Source organism: Sphingopyxis sp. GW821-FHT02C12 (genome assembly GCF_059421785.1).
The window spans coordinates 1,091,689-1,115,909 of the sequence record NZ_JBWKVQ010000001.1 but is presented as its reverse complement, the minus strand read 5'-3'; the positions used below and the strand labels follow the sequence as shown (position 1 = coordinate 1,115,909).

The following is a 24,221-nucleotide window of genomic DNA, read 5'->3' as shown; positions in this document are numbered from 1 at the left end:
ATGCGCAAGCTGCTCGCCCCCCTCGTCGTCGCCTCGCTGCTCCTTGGCGGTTGCGGCCTGCGCCCGCTCTATGCGAGCGGCAGCGACGGGGCGGTGGCGACGATCCTTGCCGACGTCGATGTCGCGCCGATCGAGGGGCATCAGGGCTGGCTCGTCCGCAACGCGCTGCGCGACCGGCTCGTCGCGGCGCAGAACGGGCAGGGCGCGGGCAAGCGCCTGCGCCTCGACGTCCGGCTCGAGGACAGCATCACCGGTTTCGGCGTCCGCGCCGACGATGCGGTGACCCGCGAACGCCGCACCCTGCGCGCGCGCTACCAGCTCGTCGATGCGGCGAGCGGCGAAGTGCTGCTCGACGCGACCGCCTTTTCCGATTCGGGGATCGACGTCGTCGGCAGCGAATATGCGACGATCGCCGCCGAATCGACCGCGCTTGAACGCCTCTCGTCGGCGGTGGCCGACCAGATCGTCGCCCGCCTCGCGGTCTTCGCCGATCGCGGCGGTGGCCGGATGTCCGACGCGCCGCCCGCCCCCGGCGGGCAATGAAGAGCGTCAAACCCGCCGAACTCGAACGGGTATCGCGGCTCGACCACCGCTTCATCCTCCTCACCGGCCCCGACGATGCGACGATGGGAGCCCTCGCCACGCGGCTGACCGGGCTTGCCGGCAAGGAGGCCGAACGGCTCGACCTCACCTCGTCGCAAATGTCGCAGGACCCGTCCTTGCTGGCCGCCGAGGCCGCGTCGATGTCGCTCTTCGCCGGCGCGCGGGTGATCCGGCTCGACATCATGGGCAGCGGCGACGACAGCCTCGCCGCGGTCGAGGCGCTGCTCGGTGCCGACAGCGCGATCAACCCGGTGATCGCCACCGGCGCCTCGGTCACCGCCAAGTCGAAACTGGTCAAGCTCGTCGAAGGCTCGGACCATGGCGTCGCCGCCATCTGCTACCAGCCCGACCGCCGCGCGCTGGTCGGCATCGCGATGAACGCGGCGGAAGGCGAAGGGCTGCGGCTCGGCAATGCCGAGGCGCAATTGCTGATCGACCTCGTCTCGGGCGACCAGGCGCTGATGCGCCGCGAGCTCGAAAAGATCGCGCTCTACCTCGACGCCGGCCGCGATCGCCAGCGCCAGGTCACCGCCGCCGACATCGCCGCCTTGGGCGCCGCGACGCACGAAGAGGACGTCAGCGAGGTGATCAACACCGCGCTCGGCGGCAAGGTCGGCGATCTCCCCGCGATGTTTGCCACCGCCGCCGCGGTCGGGGTCGCCGAAATCCGCATCATCCGCGCCCTCGCGATCCGCGCCACGCAATTGGCGCGGCTGCGCGCCGAGGTCGATGCCGGCGCGCACCCCGCAACCGTCGTGTCGGCGCGGAGCAGCGGCGTGTTCTGGAAGGAACAGGGCGCGGTCACCGCGCAGCTCCATATCTGGGATTCGGTGCGCATCGCGCGGCTGATGAGCCGGCTGCTCGACTGCGAACGCAGCCTCAAGGCGTCGGGCACCGCGGGCGGCGTGCTGTTCCGCAAACTCGTCACCGACATCGCGCATCAGGCGGCACGGGCGCGGTAGGCGAGCTCTAAGTCACCCGATTGATCCCGCTCGACACGAACGGAAAAAGTGGGTCGCTGGCACCTTCCCCTTGGGGAGGGTCCGCCGCGGCAGTGCCCGGCCGCGGCGGACCTCCCGCCCCTCCCGCCAGGGGAGGGGGGAGAGAGCGTGGCTAGAATTGCCCGCGCAGCGTCACGCCATAGGTGCGCGGTTCGCCCGGAAAGCCGACGAACAATTTGTTCGCGGTGGCGGGGAAACCGAGCGCCGCGGGCGCCGCGACCGAGCGGAAGCCGTTCGACCCCTGCAGCGGCATGTCGGCGCCGATCTGGTAATATTTGCGATTGAGCAGATTCTGCCCCCACAGCTCGACGCCCCAGCGCCGGTCGGGTCCGAAGATGCCGATGCGGCCGTTGAACACCGCGAACCCGTCCTGTTCCTTTTCGATATCGAGGTTCGAGCCGGTGTTGGTGTCGCTCTGCAGGCGGGTGTCGAGATAGAAGAGTGCGCTCATCCCCGAACTGCCGATCGGCGGGGTCCAGCTGATCCCCGCGGTCGCGACATATTTGGCGGCGTTCGACACCCCGCGTCCCGGCAGCTGGAACAGCACCGGCGACAGCGGGCGGCCGCCGGTACCGACGAGGTTGCGGCGATAGAGGGTGTCGACATAGGTCAGCCCCAGATTGACCGAGACATGGCGCGCCGGGCGGATGAAGGTCTCGATCTCCAGCCCCTTCGCGACCACGCCGGGGGTCAGCCGGTCTGACGCGCAGCCGCCGGTGACCGCGCTGTTGTCGATCGGCCCGGTCCCCAGGTCGTCCTTGCACGCCTGGATATTCGTCACCTCGAAATTGATGCCGTTGAAGGTGTTGAGCTGATAATTGCTATATTCCTGCCAGAAAGCGGCGACGTTGATGTCGATGCCCGGGCCATCCCATTTGACGCCCAGTTCATAGGCATCGACCTTTTCGCTCGCGAACTGCAGGTCGCTCGCCTCGGGGCGGCCGTTGCCCGGCGTGTTGGCGGGGCGTGCCAGCGCGGTGGTGCAGGCGGTATTTTGCGCGGCCGATCCCGCGGTCGTGCTGCACGGCCGGTCGAGCGCCGAATAGTCGAGGTTGAAGCCCCCCGCCTTGTACCCCTTCGAGGCCGAGGCATAGACCAGCCAGTCGGGATCGGGTTTCCAGCTCAGCACCGCGGTGCCGGTCCACTGGCCCTCGCTGAACTTCGTCCCCGGGGCGCCCTTGACGATGTCGGGCGCGGTGCCGTTGATCACGCAGGCGAGGCTGGCCAGCGCCTGCAGCGGCGAATTGACGATCGCCGGACACAGCGTGTTGGTGAAATTGGCATCGCCCGCCAGCGTCTTGCGTTCGTGGGTGTAACGCGCCCCGACGGTCAGCGTCAGCACATCCTCGACGATGTCGAAGCTGTTGTGCGTGAACAGCGCATAGTTGCTGCTGCGCTGGTGGAAGGTCGACCCGTTGTTGCCGGTGTTGTTGAGCGGCGCCGCGCCGAGCAGCGCCGCAATTCCCTGGAAACCGGGGAAGGAGGCAGCGGGCAGGTTCGAACAGGTAGCCGATGCGGGGTTGAGCAAGGTCGGCGCGAGGCTCGCGGCGGCGAGGCAGTTGGCGTAGCGCTGATAGTCGGCGCCATAGACGATGTCGTCGTCGACATCGAGTTTCTCGTTGGCATAATAGCCGCCGACCAGCCAGTCGAGCCGCCCGTCGAACGCCTCGCCCTGCAGCCGCAATTCCTGCGTGAACAGCCGGAACCGGCGGTCGAGGTCGGTGCGGCGCAAGATGTCGAGCGCGCTGAAATCGGCATCCTGCCCCTGCGCATTCTTATAGTCGCGATAGGCGGTGATCGAGGTCAGCGTCGCGGCGCCCAGCTCCCAGTTGAGTTCGCCCGACACGCCCCAGTCCTTGGTGTCCGAGCGATAGGAGACCCCCGGGGTGGTCGCCTGTTGACGGATGAAGCTGGTGCCCGCCGGTGCGACCTGATGATTGGCGCCCAGAAATTGCAGCAGCGGCAGCAGCGTGTTGGGCGAGGCGACCGGGAAACCGTCGGCGCCGCGCGTCAGGTTGCGCACCGGATTGAGCAGCACGCCGCCGCAGCAATTTTCGTTGCGCTGGCTGTAATCGGCGATCAGCCGGAATTTCACGCTCTCGGTCGGCTCGAGCAGCAACTGGCCCTTGACCAGCCAACGGTCGCGGTCGTTGATATCGGGTTCGCCCGCAGTGACATTCTTGATGAAACCGTCGCGCTTCTGCCAGACGCCGTCGACGCGCACCGCCGCCTTGTCGCCGAGCGGCGCGTTGATCATCCCGTCGACGCGCCAATAATCATAATTGCCGTAACTCACCGACCCCTTGGCGCCGAAGCCGCTGAGGTCGGGTCCCTTGGTGACGATGTTGATCAGGCCCGCAGTCGAGTTGCGCCCGAACAGGGTGCCCTGCGGCCCGCGCAGTACCTCGACGCGCTCGATGTCGCCGAGTTCGGACAGGCCGACCCCGGTGCGGCTGCGATAGACGCCGTCGATGAACAGCCCGACCGAGCTTTCGAGGCCGGGGTTCTCGCCGACCGTACCGATACCGCGAATGCGCGCGGAGAAATTGACCTCGCTCGTTGCGCCCGACACGAGCAGCGACGGCGCGACCTGTCCCAGCGCGCGGACGTCGGTGGCGCCGGTCTTTTCGAGCGTCTCGCCCGACACCGCCGACACCGCGATCGGCACGTCGGACAAGAGTTCGCTGCGCCGCGTCGCGGTCACGATGATCGTGCCGTCGTCGGGGACCTCGGCGCCCTGCGGCGCGACATCCTGCGCCCAGGCCGGTGTTGCCGCGAGGGCGACCGCAAGCGCCACGCCCTGCGCGCTGCCACGGGCAAAGCGCGCAATTCTCCCGTCACTCTTTTTCATCGTCATCCTCCCACAAGGCTTATTTTATTCTCAGCGATGATAACAAATTCCAGCGCGGAATCCACAACGAAAACCGCCCGCATCCGGTGGGATGCGGGCGGCTCTCAAGCTCCTGAAATCAGGCGGTTTGCGGTCTAGAACTTGCCGCGCAGCGTCAGACCATAGGTCCTGGGTTCGGCCAGGAACTGCGAGAAGATCTGGCGGCCGCCGGGGAAGCCGTTGGCGTCGGTGAACGGCGCCGACGTGGTCCCCGCCTGGAAGGGCGAGTTGAACGCGACCTGCGCATATTTGGCGTTGAGCAAATTCTGCGCCCAGAATTCGACCGCCCATTTCTCGTCGGGACCGCGCACGCCCAGGCGCGCGTTGAACACGGTGTAGCTTTCCTGCTCCTTCTGCGGGAAGAGGTCGGAACCGGTGTTGTACCCGCTCGTCGCGCGGCCATCGATATAGACGAGGCCGGTCAGCCCGCCGCTGCCGATCTCCGGTGTCCAGGTCATGCTCGCGGTGCCGACCAGTTCGGGGGCGTTCGACAGATTGTCGCCGGGCAGGAAGCGCAGCGCCGGGTCGAGCGGCCCGCCGGCGTTGGTGCCGACCAGATTCTTGCGATATTTGGTCTTCGAATAGGTCACCCCCGCCGCAAGCCGGAAGTCGCTCGCCAGCGCCAGCGACGATTCGAGCTCAAAGCCCTCGGCGCGTACGCCCCAGCTGACCTTGTCCGACGCGCAGGCGCCGGTCGCGGCGCTCGCATCGCGGTCGCCGCCGGCCAGGTCGGCTTCGCAGCCGTTGATGTTCTGCACCAGGAACACCGTGCCGTTGAAGGTGTTCAGCTGGAAGCTGCTGAAGTCCGACCGGAACAGCGAAACACCGACGTTGAAGCCGTTCGCCGAATATTTGGCGCCCAGTTCATAGCTGTCGACCTTTTCGGGGTCGAACTGCAAATTGTTCACCAGCGCCTGTGCGCCCGCCTGGCCGCCGAACGGCACGATCGGCGATTTCAGCGCCGAACGGTCGAGGTTGAAGCCCCCCGCCTTATAGCCGCGCGAATAGCTGGCGTAGGTGAGAAGGTCGTCGACGGGTTTCCACGACAGGATCGCGGTGCCGGTGAACTCGTCCTCGGCGCGCTTGCTGTTGATCGACACGCCATTGAGTTCGGCGGTCGAATTGCCCTGACAGCTGAGGCCGATCAGCGCGCCCGCCAGCGCCTTGGCGGTGGCGTTGGTCGTGGTGCTGACCAGATCGTCGAGCACGAGGCCCTGGACGGTGGTGCAGGCGGTGTTGTCGTTGGTGAAGCTCGCGTTGAACTTCTTCTTGTCGTTGGTGTAGCGGACGCCGAAGGTGAAATCGATCGTGTCGGTGATGTGGAAGATATTGTGCGTGAACAGCGCCCAGTTCTTGCCATTCTGATAATAGCGGTCGTTGATCGAGCCGCGGTTGTTCAGCCCGTCGAGCGCGGTGAACGCCGCGACGATGTCGGTGCCGGTCTGGCCGCCGCCGCTCGCCCCCGCGATCGTCGCCGGGCCGACGCCGGGCGCGACGCACAGCGGGCTCGCCGCCGAATAGAGCGCGGCAAGGCCGCCGCCCGAAATGATGCGGCAGGTGGCGAACCGGCCGTACTGGCTGCCGAAGCGCAGATTGTCGCGGACGGTCAGCTTTTCATTGGCATAGAAGCCGCCGACCAGCCAGTCGAGCTTGCCGTCGAACGCCTCGCCCTGCAGGCGCAGTTCCTGGGTGAAGGTGTGGAACTGGCGATAGGCGTCGTCGTCGGGATCGCGATAGAGGATGTCGACCACGCCATAATCGACGTCGCCGGCCTGGCTCGACCGATATTGGCGATAGCCGGTGATCGAGGTCAGCGTCGCGCCGCCCAGATCATAGTCGATCTGGCCCGAAAAGCCGTAGTCCTTGGTCTTGCCGGCATAGCTGCGGCCCGGGCTGACCGACAGATTGCGGTCGTACCTCTGGCTGAACGCCGCGAGCGGCTGGCCGAGGTCGCGCAGCACGTTGATGATGTTGTTGCCATTGGGCTGCAACGGCGACAGCGGCACCGACGGATTGTTGAGGTTGCCGACCGCGGTGTTGACCGCGCTGTCGACATAGGTCGCGCCGCAGCATTTCTCGTCGCGATAGGTATAGTCGGCGATCAGCCGGATCGACAGCGCGTCGGTCGGTTCGAACAGCAGTTGCCCGCGCAGGAAATAGCGGTCGCGGTCGTTGACGTCGGTGTTGTTCGTGGTGTCGCGATAGAAACCGTCGCGCTTCACCCAGATGCCGTCGAGGCGCGCCGCGAGCGTGTCGCTGATCGGCCCGGTGACGCTGCCGCCGAGGCGGAAATAATCATAATTGCCATAGGTCGCCTCGGCGGTGGCGCCGAAGGTGAAATCGGGCTTTTTCGAATAGATGCTGATCAGGCCCGCCGACGAGTTGCGGCCGCCGAGCGTGCCCTGCGGGCCGCGCTGGACTTCGACGCGGTCGATTTCGCCCAGTTCGTTGAGGCCGATGCCCGAACGCGAGCGATAGACGCCGTCGATGAACACCGGGACCGAGCTTTCGAGACCGGGGTTGTCGCCGACGGTGCCGATGCCGCGGATACGCGCCGAACCATTGGCTTCACTGCCGGTCGACGACACGAGCAGCGACGGCGCGACCTGGTTGAGCTGGCGGATGTCGTTCGCGCCGCTGTTCTGCAGCGCTTCGGCGTTCACCGCCGAGATCGCCACCGGCACGTCGGCGAGGCGCTGCGCGCGTCCCTGCGCGGTGACGACGATTTCGCTGTTGCTGCTGTCGTCGGCGGTCGCCGTGTCGGTGGCGGTGTCCTGCGCAAAGGCCGGCACCGCCATGCCGACGATCGCCAGCGAGGCGCCGAGCGCACTCGTGCGCAGCAGGCGGGCAGCACAATGGGTATAGGATTTCATATTGGGCACTCCTCTCAACATTTCGTTGTTTTTATTAGGAGGCGAGCATACGCAAATTGCGCCCCCGATCCAGCCGAGGCGCCGCATTTGCGTCATGTTTTCGGCAAGTGCGGCTTTTCGGCCACAGGCGGCAAAGCCCGGTCCGGCGGGCGATCAGGCGCGACCCGGCATTGCCGTAACGTCACCGGTGGCAGGATTGCCACAGCGCAGCGACAGCAATTTTCCGTCGGCGACCAGCATCGCGCGATAATCGTCCACGAAATTCGCCGCGATGGCCCTGTCGCCGACATCGAGCCCGCCGGTCAGGCTGCCGAAGGCGGGCAGAATCAGCCGCTGCGCGTCGCCCGCGAAACAGGGGCGCGACACCGCGCGCCCGCGCAGGGTCAGCCGCAGCTTGGGATGGAAATGCCCCGAGATTTCGGGGCGCGTCTCGTCCGCTTCGCACTGGTGGCGCAGGACGATGCCGTCGACCTCGATCTCGTCGGCGACGGTGCCGCCCCAGGCGCCGCCCGACAGGCCATCGTGGTTGCCCGCGATCCAGGTCAGCGGCACCGCCCCCGTCTGACGGCGCAATCGCTCGGCGACCGCGGGCGCGACCCGTTCGGCGGCGGCGCGGTCGTGGAAACTGTCGCCCAGGCACCACAGCGCGCGCGCGCCGGTCTCGGCGACCAGCCGTGCCAGCCGGTCGAGCGTGTCGTGGCTGTCATAGGGCGGCAGCGGCTGGCCATGCGTCGCGTACCAGCTCGCCTTTTCCAGATGCAGGTCGGCGACGATCAGCGCCCCATGCCGCGGCCAGAACAGCGCGCGCCCGGCAAGCGGCACGAACTGGTGACCGGCAAAATCGAGCAGGGGCGCGGCGGGCATGGCGCCGCTATGGCGTCGCCCCGGGCATCCGTCCAGTTCTTGGCGTCCAGTTCCCGGCGCCCGGTTCCCGGCGTCTAGCTGCCCTGCGCCGATGTGTTCGCGGCGAAACGCTGCCCCGTCGCGCGGCTCGCGCCATCGGGCAGGTCGAACACGATGCGCTTGTTCGGGAAATCGATCTCGACCCGGTCGAACAGCGCCAGACTGTCCATGCCGAGCAGCAGCGCCGGCCGCTCCTGCAGGCCCAGCGCGCGGAACGCCTGGCTGTCGGCGAAGCTCACCGGCAGGTCGTTGACGTCCATGCCGTTGATGATGATGCGCTTGATCGCGGTGCGCGTCGCGGGCACCGCCTCGCCGGTCACCGCGCCGAGCGTGGTCGACAGGAAGGGCAGGCGGTTCGCGCGCCGCGCCGCGACCAGTTTCTGCAGCGCCAGATTGCCGACGCTCGTCTGCGCGCCGGTGTCGACGATCACGTCGATGCGTTTGCCGTCGAGCCGCGCGTCGGACAGGATCAGCCGCCCCGCCGAATTGCGCGCGGTGACGACGATCGCGTCGTCGTCGCGGATGATCGGCCGCGCGCGCTTGCGCGTTTCCAGGATCTCCATGCTCTCTTTGCGAAAATCGATCAGGATGCGCCGGTCCTCGAGCATGTCGACCCCGATCAGCCCCGCGGCCCCAAGATGGCGGCCGAAAAAGGACGGAGCGTCGAACGCGGTCATCTGCAGGTCGGTCATCGACAGCGCCGCGACGCGAAAGCTGGGGACCGTCGCCGACCCGCCGATCGTCGCCATGCGCAGCTTGCCGCCCTCGACCAGCCCCAGCCGGTCGGCGAGCTCGCGCGCGATGATCGTGCGTTCGGCGCCGGTGTCGACGAGGAAGGAAAACGGCCCCTTGCCGCCGACCATCACCTTCACCGACATGCGCCGCGTCGCGTCGAGGTCGAACGGCTGGATGAAAGGGGTGACCTCGGCGCTCGTCACCGGCTGGGCCAGCGGATCGGCGGGGGTCGAGGCCGGCGCCGGCGCGGGCGGCGGTGCGACCGGCGGCTGGCTCGCGCCGAGCAGCGCCGGGGCGGACAGCAGCAGCGTCCAGATCATTCGCCGCCTGAGAACATGGGTCATCGCGGGCATCCTCATTATGTTATGCCGCCAGTCTACGCCTGTCGGCGGTGCGCGGCAAGCGGGGTGCGGTGCGCGGACGGACGGTGCGGCGATGGGCGGTTCGGGGTATCCAAGCCTGCCCATATTTCCGTTCGTGTCGAGCGAAGTCGAGACACCCATCGGTAGCGCACGCCTTTGGGGTGTCTCGACTTCGCTCGACACGAACGGGACTTGTGGAGGACTGTTGTCCACTCCCGCTCGGACATCCCACCTCGCTACGCGTCCCCCATCGCCGCCGCGGCCAGTTCATCCGCCAGCTCGCCCAGCAACGCATCGTCGAGGTCGGCGGCGGCGACATTCTCGCGCCCGATCAACACCAGCACCGGCACCGCCAGCGGGCTGATCCGCGGCAAATCCTTGTGCAGCATCGTCCCCGCCGCGCGGTCGAGCAGGTCGCCCAGCCGCGCGACATCGGTCAGCCGCTCGCGCGCATCGGCCCACGCCGCTTCGAGCAACAGATGGTCGGGCTCATATTTGCGCAGCACGTCGAAGATCAGGTCGGTCGAAAAGGTCACCTGCTTGCCGGTCTTGCGCTTGCCGGGGTGCTGGCGCTCGATCAGCCCGCCGATCACCGCGACCTCGCGGAACGCGCGCTTGAGCAGGTGCGATCCCTCGACCCACTCGACGAACTCATCCTCCAGGATCGCGGCGTCGAACAATGCGGCGGGGTCGGCCACGGGCCTGAGCGACCAGATCGCCAGCGCATAGTCCGAAGCGACGAAACCCAGCGGCTGCAACCCCGCGCGCTCCATCCGCTTCGAGATCAGCATGCCGAGCGACTGGTGCGCGTTCCACCCCTCGAACGGATAGACGACCAGATAATGATGCTCCTCGTGCGGGAAAGTCTCGACCAGCAGTTCGCCGCGGCGCGGCAACACCGACCGACACGCCTGCATTTCGAGCCAATAGCGGACATCGTCGGGAAAACGGACCCAGCTCGCCGGATCGGCGAGGAAGCCGCGCACCCGATCGGCGAGCCGCGTCGTCAGCGCCATGCGCGCGCCGACGTAGCTGGGGATGCGCGCCGGCCGCGTCGTCGCGCGGACATAGAGGTCGGTGTCGCGGATCGATTCGACCTCGAGGCTCAATCCGGCAAAGGCGAAGGTGTCGCCGGGGGTCAGTGTGCTCGCGAAATATTCCTCGACACTTCCCAATCTGCGCCCGTTCTTGAACCGCACGTCGAGCGTCGGCGCATCGACGATGATCCCCGCGTTGAGCCGGTGCTGCGCCGCGAGTCGCGGGTGCGCGATGCGCCAGCGCCCCTGCCCATCGGGGGCGAGGCGGCGGAAGCGGTCATAGCTTTTGAGCGCATAACCCCCGTCGCGCACGAAGCCGAGCAGCCGCGAAAAGGTCGTGGCATTGACCCAGCGATACGGCGCTGCCGAGCGGATCTCTTCGAGCAGTTCGTCCTCGGCGAAGGGCGCGGCGCAGGCGAGCGCCATCACATGCTGCGCCAGCACGTCGAGCGCGCCGGGGCGGAAGCGGTCGGCGTCGCGCTCGCCCGCCTCGACGGCGTCGAGCGCCGCCTGCGCCTCGAGATATTCGAAGCGGTTGCCCGGCACGATCAGCGCCTTGCTCGGTTCGTCGAGGCGGTGGTTGGCGCGCCCGATCCGCTGGAGCAGCCGCGACGACCCCTTCGGCGCCCCCATCTGGATCACGCAATCGACATCGCCCCAGTCGAGCCCGAGGTCGAGGCTCGATGTCGCGACCAGCGCGCGCAGCCGTCCCTCGGCCATCGCCATTTCGGCGCGCTGGCGTGCCTCGCGGTCGAGGCTGCCATGGTGGATCGCGATCGGCAGCCCGAGGTCGTTGACCTTCCACAAATCCTGAAAGATCAGCTCGGCCAGCCCGCGGGTGTTGCAGAAGATGATCGTCGTGCGGTTCTTCGCGACCTCGGCCATCACCTGATGCACCGCATAACGCCCCGAATGCCCCGACCAGGGCACCGCGCCCTCGGGCAGCAGGATCGAGATGTCGGGATCGGCGCCCGCCTCGCCCTCGACCAAAGCCACCGTTTCGGGGTTCGCGTCGGGGGCCAGCCAGCCGGCATATTGCACCGGATCGGCGATCGTCGCCGACAGCCCGACGCGGCGCATCGCGGGCGCGATGTGCTGCAGCCGCGCGAGCGACAGGCTCAGCAGGTCGCCGCGCTTGCCCGGCGCGAAGGCATGGATTTCGTCGATCACCACCGTCTTGAGGTCGGCGAACATCAGGAGACTGTCGGGATAAGACAGCAAAAGCGACAGCGATTCGGGGGTGGTGAGCAATATGTTCGGCGGCCGGCTGCGCTGCCGCGCTTTCTTGTCCGACGACGTGTCGCCGCTGCGGCTTTCGACGCTGATCGGCAGGTCCATGTCGGTGATCGGACCGATCAAATTGCGTTCGACGTCGGCGGCGAGCGCTTTCAGCGGCGACACATAGAGGGTGTGGAGCCGATCGGAGGGGTTTTCGGCGAGATCGACGAGCGTCGGCAAAAACCCCGCCAGCGTCTTGCCCGCCCCCGTCGCCGCGACGAGCAAGGCATGTTCGCCGCGTGTGGCCGCGGCCAGCATATCGGCCTGATGCCGCCGCACCCGCCACCCGCGCGCGGCGAACCAGTCGGTGAAGATTTGCGGGAGCGGCATGGGGGAGATGTGGCGTGCCTCAGGCGGAGCAGCAAGCCCTTCCCAATTCCTCCCTGTCGCGAAGCGATGGGGAGGGGGACCGCTCGCGAAGCGAGGGGTGGAGGGGCCAGCGACGTCGCGCCAACGCCCCTCCGTCAGCGCTACGCGCTGCCACCTCCCCATGGCTGCGCCACAGGGAGGATCTTTCACCCCATCGACATCCTTCCCGAAACCCGCGATAAATCCGCCGGGGTCGCATCCGTTGGAAGGATGCTCATGTTGAAATCGATACTGGCCGCGAGCGGTGCCGCGGCGCTGCTGTTGCCGTTGCCGGTCGCCGCCGAAGAACCGATGATGAAGCTCGCGGGCATGCTCCGCTGCGCCGCGGTCTATCAGGTCACCAGCGAACGCGCGCCGAAGGACAGCGAGGCGCAGCTGACCGCGGGGCGCCATTTCCTGCAATATTATATGATCATGCTCGCGCTCGCCGAGAACAAGCCCGACGACAAGTTTGACGCCAAGACGCTGAAAACCTTGTTCGAGGCCGAAAACGCCATCGCCAATTCGGATGCCGTGCTCGCGCGGGCCGAGGGCAAGGCCGACGTCTTCGCCGCCGACATCGCCACCTGCGCCGGCTTCCGCGAGCGCCAGCCCGAACTCTTCGCGAGCGCCGACCGGACGATCGACACGATGGCCAAGGCGCAGGCGACGGCGGGGACGCAATAGGAGGAAGGCCGGCGGCCCGAGCCTGACAAGTTGCCTTATGACCCCGTTCGTGTCGAGCGAAGTCGAGACACCCCGAAGGCTGGCGTGGTCCAAGCGTGTCTCGACTTCGCTCGACACGAACGGGAATAGGGATGGGCGCGTCTACACGAACACTCTCCTAAACCCGCGCCCCCATCGCCCCCAGCAACCCGCGCCAATGCTCGCCGAGCCGCCGCTGGAACAGCATCAGTTCGAACCCGTGGCGCGCGACATGCCGCTGCGGGATCGTATCCCAGCCGCGATGCTCGACCGTCACCCGCGTCTCGGCGCCGACCGCCTCGAAGCGCACCTCGACCTCGGTCGCCTGATCGGCGCGAAAACTTGGCAGGCGCCAGCCGAACGCCAGTCGCTCTCCGGGCAACCAGCAACGGACGCGCCCGATCTCCCACTCGGTGCCGTCGGCGAAGCGCGTGACCAGCCGGCCCTCGGGACCCGCGGGGTCGAACCGCAATGCGCCGTCGCCCTTTCGCGACACTTCGAACAGCGCATGGCTTTGCCACCACAGCCCGATCTCGTGGGTGAAGACGTCGAAGGCGCGGGCCGGCGTGGCCGCGACGCGCAGCGCGACGATCACCGCCGCGCTCATGCGCCGCGCTCGACATGGCGCTTGAACGCCGCGAGCTGGTCGCTCCACAGCGCCTCGGTCTCGGCGAGCCATTGCTTGAGTTCGCCGGTCGCGCCGTCCTTCAGCCGATATACCCGCACCCGCGCATCGAACATCGGATGGCCGTCCTCGACCAGCCCGCCCTCCTTCAGCGCGCGCAGATGGCGGCTCATCGCGGGTGGCGCCAGCCCGAGCGCGTCGGCCAGCTCGCCCGCGCTATAAGGCCGCGCGCCGAGCAACTCGACCGCGCGGCGCCGCTTCGGGTCGGCGAGCGCGGCGAACAGGCGATCGACGGCCTCGCTCGATCTTTCGGCGCTCAATCGTCGAGCCGCGTCTTCGTCGTGAAGCCGCCCTCGGCGTCCCACTCTTCCGCCGTCTTTTCGGCGACGGTCACGCCAAAGGTCCAGATATGCCCCTCGGGGTCCTTGGCGCGGTAGCTGCGGTCGCCATAGAATTGCGTCTCGGGCTCGGCGAGGATTTCGGCTCCCGCAGCGCGCGCTGTCTCGCAATGCGCGTCGATATCCTCGCCGACCGCGAGCTGGACATGCACCGACTGGCTGTTCTTGCCGCAGATCGATTTCGGGCTCTTGTGGTCGTCGGACCATTCATTGCCGACCATCACCACCGAATTGCCATAGCCCATCTCGCTGTGCGCCAGATTGCCCTCGGCATCGAGCAGCACGAACAACGGTTCGAAGCCGAAGGCGTCCTCCAGCCAGCGGAACGCCGCCTTGCTGTCCTGATAACTCACGGCGCTCGAAAGCCCCTTGCCGCGTGGATGATCGACCATGATTCTTCTCCCGATTCGCAGATGATTTCACTATCGTACAATATTTTCATAAAAATGAAAATACATGCAATCGCGAATGAAGTTGCTAGGAAAAGCGCATGACTGTCGATCTCGCCCGCTGCCTCGCCGAGGCCTATGCCGTCGCGCTGCCGCACCGCGGGCAGGGCAAGGTCGCCGACTATATCCCGGCGCTCGCCTGCGTCGATCCGAACCATTTCGGCATGGCGCTCGCGCTCCCTGACGGCACGATGCACGTCGCCGGCGACGCCGACACGCCCTTTTCGATCCAGTCGGTGTCGAAGGTCTTCACGCTGGCGCTCGCGCTGCGCCGCGTCGGCAGCTCGCTGTGGGACAGCGTCGGCCGCGAACCCTCGGGCAGCGCCTTCAACTCGATCGTCCAGCTCGAGACCGAGCATGGCATCCCGCGCAACCCGCTGATCAACGCCGGCGCGATCGCCACCACCGACCGGCTGATCGACGGTCGCGACGGCGATGCGGTGATCGAGGAAATCCTCGCCTTCATTCGCGCCCGGGCCGGTGACGAGGGGGTCGACATCGACCTCGACGTCGCCTTTTCCGAATCGGAAACCGGCGCCCGCAACCGCAGCCTGACCCATTTCATGGACGCCTTCGGCAACCTGCGTCACCCCGTCGAAACGACGCTCGGCGTCTATTTCCGCCAATGCGCGATCGCCATGAGCTGCACCCAATTGGCAAAGGCCGGACTGTTCCTGACGATGGACGGCCGCGACCCGCGCACCGGCGAACAACTGGTCGAACCGCACCGCGCCCGGCGCATCAACGCGATCATGATGCTGTGCGGCCATTACGACAACAGCGGCGAATTCGCCTTTCGGGTCGGCCTGCCGGGCAAGAGCGGTGTCGGCGGCGGCATCCTCTGCATCGCGCCGGGGCAGGGATCGATCGCGGTCTGGTCGCCGGGATTGAACGAAGCCGGCACCTCGCTCGTCGGCGCGATCGCGCTCGAACATTTCGCCTATGCCGCCGGTTGGTCGGTGTTCGACTAAGGCCGCGCCTTCAATCGTCGAGTAGGGTCAATTTCACCCGCGCCGTGCCGCTGCGATGCATGCCGATTTCCTTCGCCGCGGCATGGCTGATGTCGATCACCCGCCCGCGCCCGAACGGACCGCGGTCGTTGATCCGCACGATAACGCTCTCGCCGTTGGCCAGGTTGGTGACGCGCACCTTGCTGCCAAAGGGCAGGGTGCGGTGCGCCGCGGTCAGGTCGTCGGGGTCGCAGATTTCGCCGTTGGCGGTGCGATTGCCCTCCAGCTCGCGGCTGTAATAGCTCGCCATTCCGCTCGAAAGCTCGGTTTCGACGACGACCCCGTCATCGCCATCGGCGTCCTGCGCGACGGCCGGAACCGCCAGCAACAGCGGCATCAGCATGGCGGCAAAGCCCCGCATGACATCCTCCCCTTTGTCCTCGGCGGCAGCAAGCAGCCCCGGCTTGCCGAGGCAAGCCGGTCCGCGTTACGCCGCGCGGGATTTGCGGTCAGACGTCGAGATTGGCCACGCTGAGTGCGTTGGTCTGGATGAAATCGCGCCGCGGTTCGACCTCGTCGCCCATCAGCCGCTCGAAGATCTCGTGCGCGATATCGGCCTGTTCGGCCTCGACGCGCAGCAGCGTGCGGTTCGACGGATCGAGCGTGGTTTCCCACAATTGCTCGGCATTCATCTCGCCCAGCCCCTTGTAGCGGCTGATCGACAGCCCCTTGCGGCTGTGCGCGAAAATCGCTTCGAGCAGTTCGGACGGGCGGGTGATCGGCGTCGTCTTGCCGGTGGCGGCCGCGGGCAGGTCGCTATCGCTCGTCTCGGCGTCGCTGTCGGCTTCGGCGGCGGCGAGCGCCGCCGCTTCGGCGGCCTGCGCCGCGGCGCTGCTGCCCTTCACCAGGCGGCCCGGGCGGGCATAGGTGTCGGTCTGTTCGCCGGCGAGCTTGTGCAGCCGCCGCGCTTCCTGACTCGCCAGGAAGGCCGCGTCGATCGCATGATGGTCGCTGACCCCGCGCCAACGCTTTTCGAGCGTATAGCCGCCGTCCACCGCGACGATCGTCCATTTCGCCTCGCTGCCGCCGGTAAGCGCGCCCTCGGCGGCGTTGAGCCATTCGGCGGCGCGCACGCCGGCCGCAGTGCGGCCCGCGCTGTCGAGTTCGGGATCGAGCGCGCCGTTGAGCGCCAGCGCCTCGACCAGCTCGTAATTATGCCCGCGCGGCACATAACGCATCAGCGCGCGCAGCCGGCGGCCATGCTCGATCAGGTCGCGCAGGTCGTTGCCCGACCGCGCCCCGCCGTTCGTCTCGAGCATCAGCGCATCGATCCCGCCGTCGACGAGGTAATTTTCAAGCGCGCTATCGTCCTTGAGATAGACCTCGCTGCGTCCCTTCGCGACTTTGTACAGCGGCGGCTGGGCGATGTAGAGGTGACCGCCCTCGATGATCTCGGGCATCTGGCGATAGAAGAAGGTCAGCAGCAGCGTGCGGATATGCGCGCCGTCGACGTCGGCGTCGGTCATGATCACGATCTTGTGATAACGCAGCTTTTCGAGGTTGAACTCGTCGCGGATCCCGGTGCCGAGCGCCTGGATCAACGTCCCGACTTCCTTCGACGAGATGATGCGGTCGAAACGCGCACGCTCGACGTTCAAAATCTTGCCCTTCAGCGGCAGGATCGCCTGGACATGGCGGTCGCGGCCCTGCTTGGCGCTGCCGCCTGCCGAGTCACCCTCGACCAGGAAGAGTTCGCATTTGGCGGGGTCGCGTTCCTGGCAATCGGCGAGCTTGCCGGGCAGGCTCGCGATATCCATCGCGCCCTTGCGCCGCGTCAGCTCGCGCGCCTTTTTCGCGGCTTCGCGGGCGGCGGCGGCGTCGATCACCTTCTGGATCACGGCTTTCGCATGGGCGGGATTTTCCTCCAGCCATTCGGTCATCCGGTCGGCCATCAGGCTTTCCAGCGGCTGGCGCACTTCGCTGCTGACCAGCTTGTCCTTGGTCTGCGAGCTGAATTTGGGGTCGGGCAGCTTGACCGACACGATCGCGGTCAGTCCTTCGCGCATGTCGTCGCCGGTCAGGCTGACCTTTTCCTTTTTCAGGATGCCCGACTTGTCGCCATAGCCGTTGATCGTGCGCGTCAGCGCGGCGCGGAACGCCGCAAGGTGCGTGCCGCCGTCGCGCTGCGGGATGTTGTTCGTGAAGCAGAGGACATTTTCATAATAGCTGTCGTTCCACTCGAGCGCGACGTCGATGCCGATGCCGTCGCGCTCGCTGCTGATCGCGATCGGATCGGCCAGCAACGGGGTCTTGTTGCGATCGAGATATTTGACGAAGGCCGCGATGCCGCCCTCGTAAAACAGGTCATGGCTGACATGCTCGGCGTGGCGCGCGTCGACCAGCTTGATCCGCACCCCCGAATTCAGGAAGGCAAGCTCGCGATAGCGGTGTTCCAGCTTCTCGAAATCGAATTCGAGGACATTCTTGAACGTCTCGGTCGATGCCTGGAAGGTAACGCGCGTGCCCTTCTTGCCCGCCGGGGCAGGGCCGTTGACCTTGAGCGGGCCGACCGAATCGCCATGTTCGAAGCGCATCCAATGCTCTTCGCCGTCGCGCCAGATCGTCAGTTCGAGCCATTCGGACAGCGCGTTGACGACCGACACGCCGACGCCGTGCAGGCCGCCCGACACCTTATACGCATTATCGTCGCTGGTGTTTTCGAACTTCCCGCCGGCGTGGAGCTGGGTCATGATGACCTCGGCCGCCGAAATGCCTTCTTCGGCGTGGATGCCGGTCGGAATGCCGCGGCCATTGTCCTCGACGCTGACCGACCCGTCGCTGTTCAGCGTGATCAGGACGAGGTCGCAGTGGCCCGCGAGCGCTTCGTCGATCGCATTGTCCGAAACCTCGAACACCATGTGGTGCAGCCCCGACCCGTCGTCGGTGTCGCCGATATACATGCCCGGCCGCTTGCGCACCGCGTCGAGGCCCTTGAGAACCTTGATCGAATCGGCGCCATAGGCGTTCACATTGGGCAGGTTGGCGTTGGCGCTCGGCGCGATATTTTCTGGGGTGTCCGTCATAGCGATTATATAGGGTCGGGGTCGCCAAAACCCAAGCGAAAATGCGGCTCTCGCTCCTTTCGGATCGAGCGTTGCGCGCCCGCGTCGCGGCGGCTAGTTTCGGGGCATGAAACCTCGTCTCGCCCGCTCGCTTCCCCTGCTTCTCGCGCTCTCGGTCGCGGCCTGTTCGCAGCCCGCCCCGCCGCCCGACAACGCCCCCGCCGTCGCGGGCGAACCGCTCGCCTCGCGTCCGGTAAAGACCGGGACTGAAGGGCCGCAGCTTCCCGCCTGCGCCAGCACCTCGCGCGTCAAGCCCGGCGGCACCGACGTCTATTGGGCGCCCGGCGAAACGCGCGCGGTCAAGGCGAAGCTCGCGGGGGGCACGTCGGTGTCGCTGTGCGAGGCGACCGACGACGACGCCTGGTTCGGTATCGTCTTCGCCGCGCCCGGCGGCGATCCGGCCTATTGCGACGTCACGCGGCCGGTGCGCTCGGCGCGCGAATATCAGGGTCCGTGCCGCTGGGGCTGGATCAAGGGCGGGACGGTGCAGCTGGGGGCTTAAGAATTTCCGTCGCCCCCGCGTAGGCGGGGGCCGCGGGCGGCCTTACTCGGCACCACTGCGTATACCGATGGCGGCCCCCGCCTTCGCGGGGGCGACGGTCTTTAACCGCGGCAATCCTCGATCAACCGACCGATTTCGGACTGGACCGGCAGCGTCAGGGTGCTGCCATTGCTCGCTTCCAGCGCGAAGCGGCCGCGGCTGAACGCGATGCGGTCGAGCCGGGCGTCGCGATTGCCGAGCGTCACGCGGCCGCCGCTCAGCCGCAGCCGGTCGGTGCCGGCGCTGGTCCTGAGATCGACGTCGAGCGTCTCGCCGGCGCCGAGCCCGGCGCCAAGCTCGATCGATCCGCCACTGCACGCCATCGTCACCAGCGGCGACGCGACGCCCGCCTGCGCGAAGCTCGCGGTGCGGGCCGCCGCGTCATAGCGCCACTCGCCGGCATCGAGGCGCCGCTCGTCCCAGGCTTTCGCGGGAGCGGGAACCGGCGCGGGGGCCGGCCGGGGTGTCGCGGCGACCGGGGCCGGCGCGGGCGCCGGCGCCGGGGTCGGCACCGCGGTGCAACTCGCGATCGCGAGCGTCAACGGCAGGGCGATACTGTAGCGCCACCAGGCGCGTTTTCGGCTCACGATGCAAATCCCCGGAAATCGACCACTTCGTCGATGCCAACGCGCGGCACCGGCCATTGGTTCACCGCCGCATCCTCGTCGGCGTAACCGATCGCGAGCCCGGTGAACAAGATCTGGTCGTCGCCGAGCGCCAGGGTCTCGCGGATCGTCGCGCCATACATCGCCCAGCATTCCTGCGGGCAACTCGCCAGGCCATGTTCGACGAGCAGCAGCATCACCGACTGCAGCCACATGCCCATGTCGGACCATTGCGGCGGCCCCATGATCCGCGAGCAATGGAGGAACAGCATCACCGGCGCGCCGAAACCGGTGTAATTGTTCATGAACTGGCCGAGCCGAGCCTTCTTGTCCTCGCGCGGGATGCCGAGCGCGGCGTACAGCCCCTCGCCGACCCCGAAACGCCGCGTTTCCCACGGCTCGGTCAGCCCCTTGGGATAGATGTCATATTCGGGTTGATGCCCCTCGCGGCCCATCGCGATGCGCGCCGCGACCGCATCCTTGACCGCCTGCCAGTCGCTCCCTGCCACCACTATGGCCTGCCAGGGCTGGAGATTGCCGCCCGACGGCGCACGCTGCGCGGCGGCGAAAATTTGGGTCAGCAGCGCCGGGTCGACCGCTTGCGGCGTGAAGGCGCGGACCGAACGGCGCTTGTGCAGCGCGTCGGTAACCGAAAGCATGGCGGTGTCAGTCGCTGGCATATTTATCCTCTCGCCGCTTGCCGAACAGCAATTTGCGTTCGAGCCGGGCTTTCAGCTGGCGGTAATAGGAGAGGAGGAAGACATCGTCCTCCTCCGCGACCGGCCGCCCGATCTTTGCGCGGATCGTGTCCGCGACCTCGCGCATGGCGCGCGCATCGCGGATACGCAAGACCCGCTCGAGCTCCTGCAGTTCGAAAATGCCATAGACCGACAGTTCGGCCTCGCTGAACGCCATCGGCCCGGCCGCCTCGGCCTCGGCGGCGATGTCATGGTCGAGCTTCGATCGCTGCGCCATCACCACCCACGTCCCGGCGATCAGGTCGCCCATCCGCATCCGGTCCTTGTTGAACAGCAGGAACAGGCTCAGCGTCAGCGACCAGGCGACCCCGGCGAACGCGGTCCAGCCCGACACCGCATCCTCGCTCGCCCCGAAGCCCAGCATCATCAGCGGCAGGAACAGTTCGAGCTCGCGGATCAGGTTGCGCGCGACCACCGCGTCGGCGGTCAGCCGGCCGCCGTCGCGCGCGACGACGCGAATCCCCATCAGGCGCTTGCCCGGCGTCGCGGCGCGCTGGCCGAGTTCGAAGCCGATGAACCAGAAGGTCCGCAGCACGAAGAAACCGAGCAGCCAGATCATTTCGATCAGGTCGCGCGACGCGGCGGCGTCGATCCAGTCGAGGAACAGCGAGAACAGGATCATGATCGCGAGCAGGATGCCGAGGTCGACGATCAGCGCGCCGAAACGCAGCCCTGAACTCGCGATCTTGAGCTCGAGGTCGACCCCCTCGGGGGTGATGAACTGGCGGATCTTGCCCTTTTGCGCGGTCCGCATTTTCGCGTTCGCCGTGGCGCTCATGTCGCCGCGCTCCGCCGCGGGATATAATAATAGGCGAACCACAGGAGCAGCATCACGGTGCCGATGCCGTAGCGCATCACCGTGTCGGTGATCAGCTGGCGCCCGAAGCCTTCGAGCAGTCCGGCGACGAGCAGCATGATGATCACCCCGACCATCACCTTGCCCGCAGTGCGCCCGGCATCGGACGCCGCCTGCAACCGGCTGCGCGCGCCGGGAAAGACCACCGCCGCCCCGATGCGCAGCCCCGCCGCCCCCGACAAGGCGGCGGCGAACAATTCGGTGGTGCCGTGGATGAACAGCCAGCCGCCGAAATCATAGCCCAGCCCCTTGCCGGTGAACACCGCGACCATCGCCCCCAGGCTGATCCCCTGATAAAATTCGAGCATCATCGTCGGGATGCCGAAGGCGAAGCCGAGCGCGAAGGACAGGATCGACACCTGGCTGTTGTGGGTGAAGAGGAAGGTGGCAAAGACGTGCAGCGCGCCTTCGTCCTCGGACGCCGCCGCCTTGCCATGGCCGATCGTCGATTGCAGATATGCGGCGGTCGCGCGCGGGTCGCGCCCGCCCGCCATCCCCTCGTCGACGAAGCTGTAATACCAGTCGGGTTGGCTCGACACGAGCGACCAGCTGGTGATCGCCCCCAGGATGATGATCGCCGCGATGATCAGCGTTTCTTTCCACACCGCCTGCACCGCCAGCGGCCAGTCGCGGGTGAAAAAGCGCGCCATCCGGTCGAACCGCGACTGGCGCACGCCATAGATCAGGAAATAGCCGCGCATCGACAGCGCTTCGAGGTGATCGAGCAGCGCCTTGTCGAGGCTCGTGGCGCGCGCGATCGACAGCGACGACAGGGTCGCGCGGTACAGGACCGGCAGCTGGAGCAGTTCTTCGCTCGACAGTCCTTTGGCGCCGCGCTTTTCGAGCCGGGTGAGCAGCGCGTCGAAGGCGATCCAGTCGGCCTCGCGCTCGGCGCGAAAGCGGCCGGTCGAAAAGGCGGGCGCGTCGAGCGCCGCGGCGACGGGAAGGTCGGGGATCACAGGCTGCCCTCGCGCTTGATGCCCAGATAGGCGTCGACCACCCCCGCCGTCATCGTGTCGGCGGGCACTTCGAGCACGTCGGCGCCCAGCCGCTGCAGCCGCGCGATCACCAGTTGCCGGTCGCGCAGCATCGCCGCGGCAACGTTCGACCTCGTGACGTCGGCGGCGCTTTCGGGGCGGCGTTTCTCTTCGCTCTCCAGTTCCTCGTCCTTCAGCACGACGAACAGCAGCCGGTGTTTCTTGACCAGCCGCCCGGCGGCGCGGATCATCAGGTCGGCGCTCGTCGCGTCGGTGAATTCGGTGAACAATATGATCAGCGAGCGGCGGTTGAGCTGCGCCGAGAGGGTCGTCAGCGCGAGGGTGAAATTGCTCTCGACATGGGCATAGTCGACCAGGCTCGCGGCACGCTGCAGCGCCGGGAAATCCTGGGTGTGCATGTAAGCGGGGGTCATCGCCTGCGGCTTGGCGGCAAAGGAGAACAGGCTCACGCGGTCGTTCATCTTCAGCCCGACATAGGCGAGCAGCAGCGCCGCCGACACCGCGCGGTCGACGCGCGGCATGCCGCCGACGGGTTCGGACATCGTCCGTCCGGCGTCGATCGCCAGCACGACGCGATTGTCGCGTTCGACGCGATATTCCTTGGCGAACAGCTTCACATGCCGCGCCGACGCGTTCCAGTCGATCGCGCGCCGGTCCATGCCGGGCTGATATTCCGCCAGCGCCTCGAATTCGGCGCCTTCGCCGCGCATCCGCTGCTGGCGCAGCCCGAACCAGCTGTTGCGCTGGAACAGGCGGCGCCCTTCCTCGGTCACCGCGCGCAGGCTGGGGACGACCGCGATGTTGGTGTCGACCGCAAACTTGCGCTGTTTCCACACAAGGCCCAGCGGGCCGCGCCAGCGAATCCACAGGCTGTCGATCACCGCCTTGCCGCGCCGCGCGGCCGACAGGCTCAGCGTCCGGACGAGCGCGCGGCGTGTGCCGTCCTCGCTTTCGGCGGCGCGCATCTCGTCCGACAGCCGCCCGCCGACCGCGAGCCGCTCATCGACCGCCAGCGCGACTTCGGCATGGCGCGGCACGCCGCGCTCGCTCGTCGCGGTGAGCCTGAGGTCGAACGGATCGCCGACCCCGACCTGGTGCGGGAAACGGGTGTCGAGCGCCAGGCCGCGCGGATGGGGACCGGCGACGCCGTCGATCAGCAGGCAGGCGGTGATGAACCCGATCCAGCCCGGCGCGACAAGCCACAGCTCGGGCCGGATCAGCCCGAGCAAAAGCGCGACCGGCGCGCCGGCCAACAGCAAGAGGACCGCGCGGCGGGTCGGGTAGATCACCGAGGCACTTCCTCGCGTTCGAGCAGCGCGGCGACGACCTGTTCGACGCTGCGCCCTTCGATCTCGGCCGCCGCCGACAGGATGACGCGGTGGCGCAGCACCCCGGCGGCGAGGCGCTGGATGTCGTCGGGAATGACATAGTCGCGCCCGTCGAGCGCCGCGGCGGCGCTCGCCGCGCGCGCCAGCAGCGATGCGGCGCGCGGGCTTGCGCCGCACTCCAGGTCGGCGCTCTCGCGCGTCGCGCGGATCAGGCGGACGATATAATCGACGATCTCGTCAGCCAGCCGCACGGTCGAAATCACGTCGATCGCTTCGCCGATCGCCGCCGCGTCGGCGACCTGCGACACGCCGAAATCGGCGACCGCGGGGCTTTTGAAACGCCCGCCATGTTCGGCGACGATCCGCCGTTCCTCGGCGGCGTCGGGATAGCCGACGACCAGTTTGAACAGGAAGCGGTCGAGCTGCGCCTCGGGCAGCGGATAGACGCCCTGCTGCTCGATCGGATTCTGCGTCGCGAGCACGGTGAAGCGCGGGCTCATGACATGCGGCTCGCCGTTGATCGTCACGCGGCGTTCCTGCATCGCTTCGAGCAGCGCCGCCTGCGTCTTGGGCGGGGTGCGGTTGATTTCGTCGGCGAGCAGCAATTCGGTGAAGATCGGCCCCTTGGTCAGCGTGAAGGCCGACGTCTGGAAGTTGAACAGGTTCGACCCCAAAATGTCGCCCGGCATCAAATCGGGGGTGAACTGGATGCGTCCGAAATCGAGCCCGGTCGCGCGCGCGAACGCCTGTGCGAGCAGGGTCTTGGCGGTTCCCGGCGGCCCTTCGAGCAGGACATGCCCGCCCGCGAGCAGCGCGATCGTCACCATGCGGGTCAGCGGACCCTGCCCGAACACCG

At 67.4% G+C, this 24,221-nt stretch carries 21 protein-coding genes; 5 read left to right on the top strand and 16 right to left on the bottom strand.

The genetic code is table 11. The features are described 5' to 3' along the window. Both lptE and holA read left to right on the top strand, forming a co-directional pair. Nucleotides 1-543, top strand: a complete 543-nt coding sequence (gene lptE, locus AC07U1_RS05180; protein ID WP_187141729.1) for an LPS assembly lipoprotein LptE — start codon at nt 1-3, stop codon at nt 541-543. Continuing rightward, complete coding sequence (gene holA, locus AC07U1_RS05175) at nt 540-1,565, top strand: DNA polymerase III subunit delta (protein WP_495177247.1); 1,026 nt, start codon at nt 540-542, stop codon at nt 1,563-1,565. The genes lptE and holA overlap by 4 nt, the downstream gene beginning before the upstream one ends. Before the next feature lie 151 nt (nt 1,566-1,716). Here holA and AC07U1_RS05170 read toward each other — a convergent pair whose 3' ends face one another. The 5 genes from AC07U1_RS05170 to AC07U1_RS05150 all read right to left on the bottom strand — a co-directional run bounded on the left by AC07U1_RS05170 (nt 1,717) and on the right by AC07U1_RS05150 (nt 12,012). Beyond that, complete coding sequence (locus AC07U1_RS05170; RefSeq protein ID WP_495177248.1) at nt 1,717-4,455, bottom strand: TonB-dependent receptor; 2,739 nt, start codon at nt 4,453-4,455, stop codon at nt 1,717-1,719. 134 nt (nt 4,456-4,589) lie between these two features. Beyond that, on the bottom strand, nt 4,590-7,367 hold the full coding sequence (locus tag AC07U1_RS05165) for a TonB-dependent receptor (RefSeq protein ID WP_495177249.1): 2,778 nt from the start codon (nt 7,365-7,367) through the stop codon (nt 4,590-4,592). A gap of 153 nt (nt 7,368-7,520) precedes the next feature. After that, nucleotides 7,521-8,231, bottom strand: a complete 711-nt coding sequence (gene pdeM / locus AC07U1_RS05160; protein WP_495177250.1) for a ligase-associated DNA damage response endonuclease PdeM — start codon at nt 8,229-8,231, stop codon at nt 7,521-7,523. 74 nt (nt 8,232-8,305) lie between these two features. Continuing rightward, nucleotides 8,306-9,349: an aspartyl protease family protein gene (locus AC07U1_RS05155; RefSeq protein WP_187141724.1), complete on the bottom strand. Its 1,044-nt coding sequence runs from the start codon at nt 9,347-9,349 to the stop codon at nt 8,306-8,308. Nucleotides 9,350-9,603: 254 nt separating this feature from the next. Further along, complete coding sequence (locus AC07U1_RS05150; protein ID WP_495177251.1) at nt 9,604-12,012, bottom strand: ligase-associated DNA damage response DEXH box helicase; 2,409 nt, start codon at nt 12,010-12,012, stop codon at nt 9,604-9,606. A 258-nt stretch (nt 12,013-12,270) separates the two neighbouring features. On the opposite strand from AC07U1_RS05150, the gene AC07U1_RS05145 reads away from it, so the two are divergent. Beyond that, nucleotides 12,271-12,717 carry a hypothetical protein gene (locus AC07U1_RS05145; RefSeq protein WP_495197658.1) on the top strand — a complete coding sequence of 149 codons (447 nt, stop codon included), beginning with the start codon at nt 12,271-12,273 and terminating at the stop codon, nt 12,715-12,717. A gap of 157 nt (nt 12,718-12,874) precedes the next feature. On the opposite strand, the gene AC07U1_RS05140 is transcribed toward AC07U1_RS05145, so the two are convergent. From AC07U1_RS05140 to AC07U1_RS05130, 3 genes are read right to left on the bottom strand one after another with little or no spacing between them, the layout of a single operon-like run. Next, the gene (locus AC07U1_RS05140) at nt 12,875-13,342 is read right to left on the bottom strand and encodes an SRPBCC domain-containing protein (protein WP_495177253.1); all 468 of its coding nucleotides are present in this window, start codon (nt 13,340-13,342) and stop codon (nt 12,875-12,877) included. Further along, on the bottom strand, nt 13,339-13,680 hold the full coding sequence (locus tag AC07U1_RS05135) for an ArsR/SmtB family transcription factor (protein WP_495177254.1): 342 nt from the start codon (nt 13,678-13,680) through the stop codon (nt 13,339-13,341). The genes AC07U1_RS05140 and AC07U1_RS05135 overlap by 4 nt, the downstream gene beginning before the upstream one ends. Next, a complete protein-coding gene (locus AC07U1_RS05130; RefSeq protein ID WP_495177255.1) occupies nt 13,677-14,150 on the bottom strand; it encodes a VOC family protein in 474 nt (157 codons plus the stop codon). The genes AC07U1_RS05135 and AC07U1_RS05130 overlap by 4 nt, the downstream gene beginning before the upstream one ends. 98 nt (nt 14,151-14,248) lie before the next feature. Here AC07U1_RS05130 and AC07U1_RS05125 point away from each other — a divergent pair, with 98 nt between their 5' ends. Beyond that, nucleotides 14,249-15,178, top strand: coding sequence for a glutaminase (locus AC07U1_RS05125; RefSeq protein ID WP_495177256.1), 930 nt, complete (start codon nt 14,249-14,251; stop codon nt 15,176-15,178). A gap of 10 nt (nt 15,179-15,188) precedes the next feature. Here the strand turns inward: AC07U1_RS05125 and AC07U1_RS05120 are convergent, their stop codons facing one another. Both AC07U1_RS05120 and gyrB read right to left on the bottom strand, forming a co-directional pair. Continuing rightward, nucleotides 15,189-15,578 (bottom strand): septal ring lytic transglycosylase RlpA family protein, encoded by a 390-nt coding sequence (locus tag AC07U1_RS05120; RefSeq protein ID WP_056341575.1) that lies wholly within the window; start codon nt 15,576-15,578, stop codon nt 15,189-15,191. Nucleotides 15,579-15,666: 88 nt separating this feature from the next. Further along, nucleotides 15,667-18,240, bottom strand: a complete 2,574-nt coding sequence (gene gyrB, locus AC07U1_RS05115) for a DNA topoisomerase (ATP-hydrolyzing) subunit B (RefSeq protein ID WP_495177257.1) — start codon at nt 18,238-18,240, stop codon at nt 15,667-15,669. A 106-nt stretch (nt 18,241-18,346) separates the two neighbouring features. Between gyrB and AC07U1_RS05110 the strand changes: the two genes are divergently transcribed. Continuing rightward, a complete protein-coding gene (locus tag AC07U1_RS05110; RefSeq protein ID WP_056341569.1) occupies nt 18,347-18,781 on the top strand; it encodes a hypothetical protein in 435 nt (144 codons plus the stop codon). A gap of 101 nt (nt 18,782-18,882) precedes the next feature. Here the strand turns inward: AC07U1_RS05110 and AC07U1_RS05105 are convergent, their stop codons facing one another. From AC07U1_RS05105 to AC07U1_RS05080, 6 genes are read right to left on the bottom strand one after another with little or no spacing between them, the layout of a single operon-like run. After that, nucleotides 18,883-19,407 (bottom strand): hypothetical protein, encoded by a 525-nt coding sequence (locus tag AC07U1_RS05105; RefSeq protein ID WP_495177258.1) that lies wholly within the window; start codon nt 19,405-19,407, stop codon nt 18,883-18,885. Next, on the bottom strand, nt 19,404-20,105 hold the full coding sequence (locus AC07U1_RS05100) for a nitroreductase (protein WP_495177259.1): 702 nt from the start codon (nt 20,103-20,105) through the stop codon (nt 19,404-19,406). The genes AC07U1_RS05105 and AC07U1_RS05100 overlap by 4 nt, the downstream gene beginning before the upstream one ends. Beyond that, nucleotides 20,092-20,961, bottom strand: coding sequence for an RDD family protein (locus tag AC07U1_RS05095; protein WP_056341559.1), 870 nt, complete (start codon nt 20,959-20,961; stop codon nt 20,092-20,094). Before AC07U1_RS05095 ends, AC07U1_RS05100 begins: the two co-directional genes overlap by 14 nt. Then, nucleotides 20,958-21,998 carry a stage II sporulation protein M gene (locus AC07U1_RS05090; RefSeq protein ID WP_495177260.1) on the bottom strand — a complete coding sequence of 347 codons (1,041 nt, stop codon included), beginning with the start codon at nt 21,996-21,998 and terminating at the stop codon, nt 20,958-20,960. Before AC07U1_RS05090 ends, AC07U1_RS05095 begins: the two co-directional genes overlap by 4 nt. After that, entirely contained in the window at nt 21,995-23,326 is a 1,332-nt protein-coding gene (locus AC07U1_RS05085; RefSeq protein ID WP_492735223.1) for a DUF58 domain-containing protein, read from the bottom strand. The genes AC07U1_RS05090 and AC07U1_RS05085 overlap by 4 nt, the downstream gene beginning before the upstream one ends. Continuing rightward, on the bottom strand, nt 23,323-24,219 hold the full coding sequence (locus AC07U1_RS05080; RefSeq protein WP_492736590.1) for an AAA family ATPase: 897 nt from the start codon (nt 24,217-24,219) through the stop codon (nt 23,323-23,325). Before AC07U1_RS05080 ends, AC07U1_RS05085 begins: the two co-directional genes overlap by 4 nt. Nucleotides 24,220-24,221 lie beyond the last annotated feature (2 nt).

Bases quoted from the DNA above. Each gene is read 5' to 3' on its own strand.
- lptE (WP_187141729.1), top strand. From the start codon at position 1: ATGCGCAAGCTGCTCGCCCCCCTCGTCGTCGCCTCGCTGCTCCTTGGC.
- holA (WP_495177247.1), top strand. From the start codon at position 540: ATGAAGAGCGTCAAACCCGCCGAACTCGAACGGGTATCGCGGCTCGAC.
- AC07U1_RS05170 (WP_495177248.1), bottom strand. From the start codon at position 4,455: ATGAAAAAGAGTGACGGGAGAATTGCGCGCTTTGCCCGTGGCAGCGCG.
- AC07U1_RS05165 (WP_495177249.1), bottom strand. From the start codon at position 7,367: ATGAAATCCTATACCCATTGTGCTGCCCGCCTGCTGCGCACGAGTGCG.
- pdeM (WP_495177250.1), bottom strand. From the start codon at position 8,231: ATGCCCGCCGCGCCCCTGCTCGATTTTGCCGGTCACCAGTTCGTGCCG.
- AC07U1_RS05155 (WP_187141724.1), bottom strand. From the start codon at position 9,349: ATGACCCATGTTCTCAGGCGGCGAATGATCTGGACGCTGCTGCTGTCC.
- AC07U1_RS05150 (WP_495177251.1), bottom strand. From the start codon at position 12,012: ATGCCGCTCCCGCAAATCTTCACCGACTGGTTCGCCGCGCGCGGGTGG.
- AC07U1_RS05140 (WP_495177253.1), bottom strand. From the start codon at position 13,342: ATGAGCGCGGCGGTGATCGTCGCGCTGCGCGTCGCGGCCACGCCGGCC.
- AC07U1_RS05130 (WP_495177255.1), bottom strand. From the start codon at position 14,150: ATGGTCGATCATCCACGCGGCAAGGGGCTTTCGAGCGCCGTGAGTTAT.
- AC07U1_RS05125 (WP_495177256.1), top strand. From the start codon at position 14,249: ATGACTGTCGATCTCGCCCGCTGCCTCGCCGAGGCCTATGCCGTCGCG.
- AC07U1_RS05120 (WP_056341575.1), bottom strand. From the start codon at position 15,578: ATGCGGGGCTTTGCCGCCATGCTGATGCCGCTGTTGCTGGCGGTTCCG.
- gyrB (WP_495177257.1), bottom strand. From the start codon at position 18,240: ATGACGGACACCCCAGAAAATATCGCGCCGAGCGCCAACGCCAACCTG.
- AC07U1_RS05110 (WP_056341569.1), top strand. From the start codon at position 18,347: ATGAAACCTCGTCTCGCCCGCTCGCTTCCCCTGCTTCTCGCGCTCTCG.
- AC07U1_RS05100 (WP_495177259.1), bottom strand. From the start codon at position 20,105: ATGCCAGCGACTGACACCGCCATGCTTTCGGTTACCGACGCGCTGCAC.
- AC07U1_RS05095 (WP_056341559.1), bottom strand. From the start codon at position 20,961: ATGAGCGCCACGGCGAACGCGAAAATGCGGACCGCGCAAAAGGGCAAG.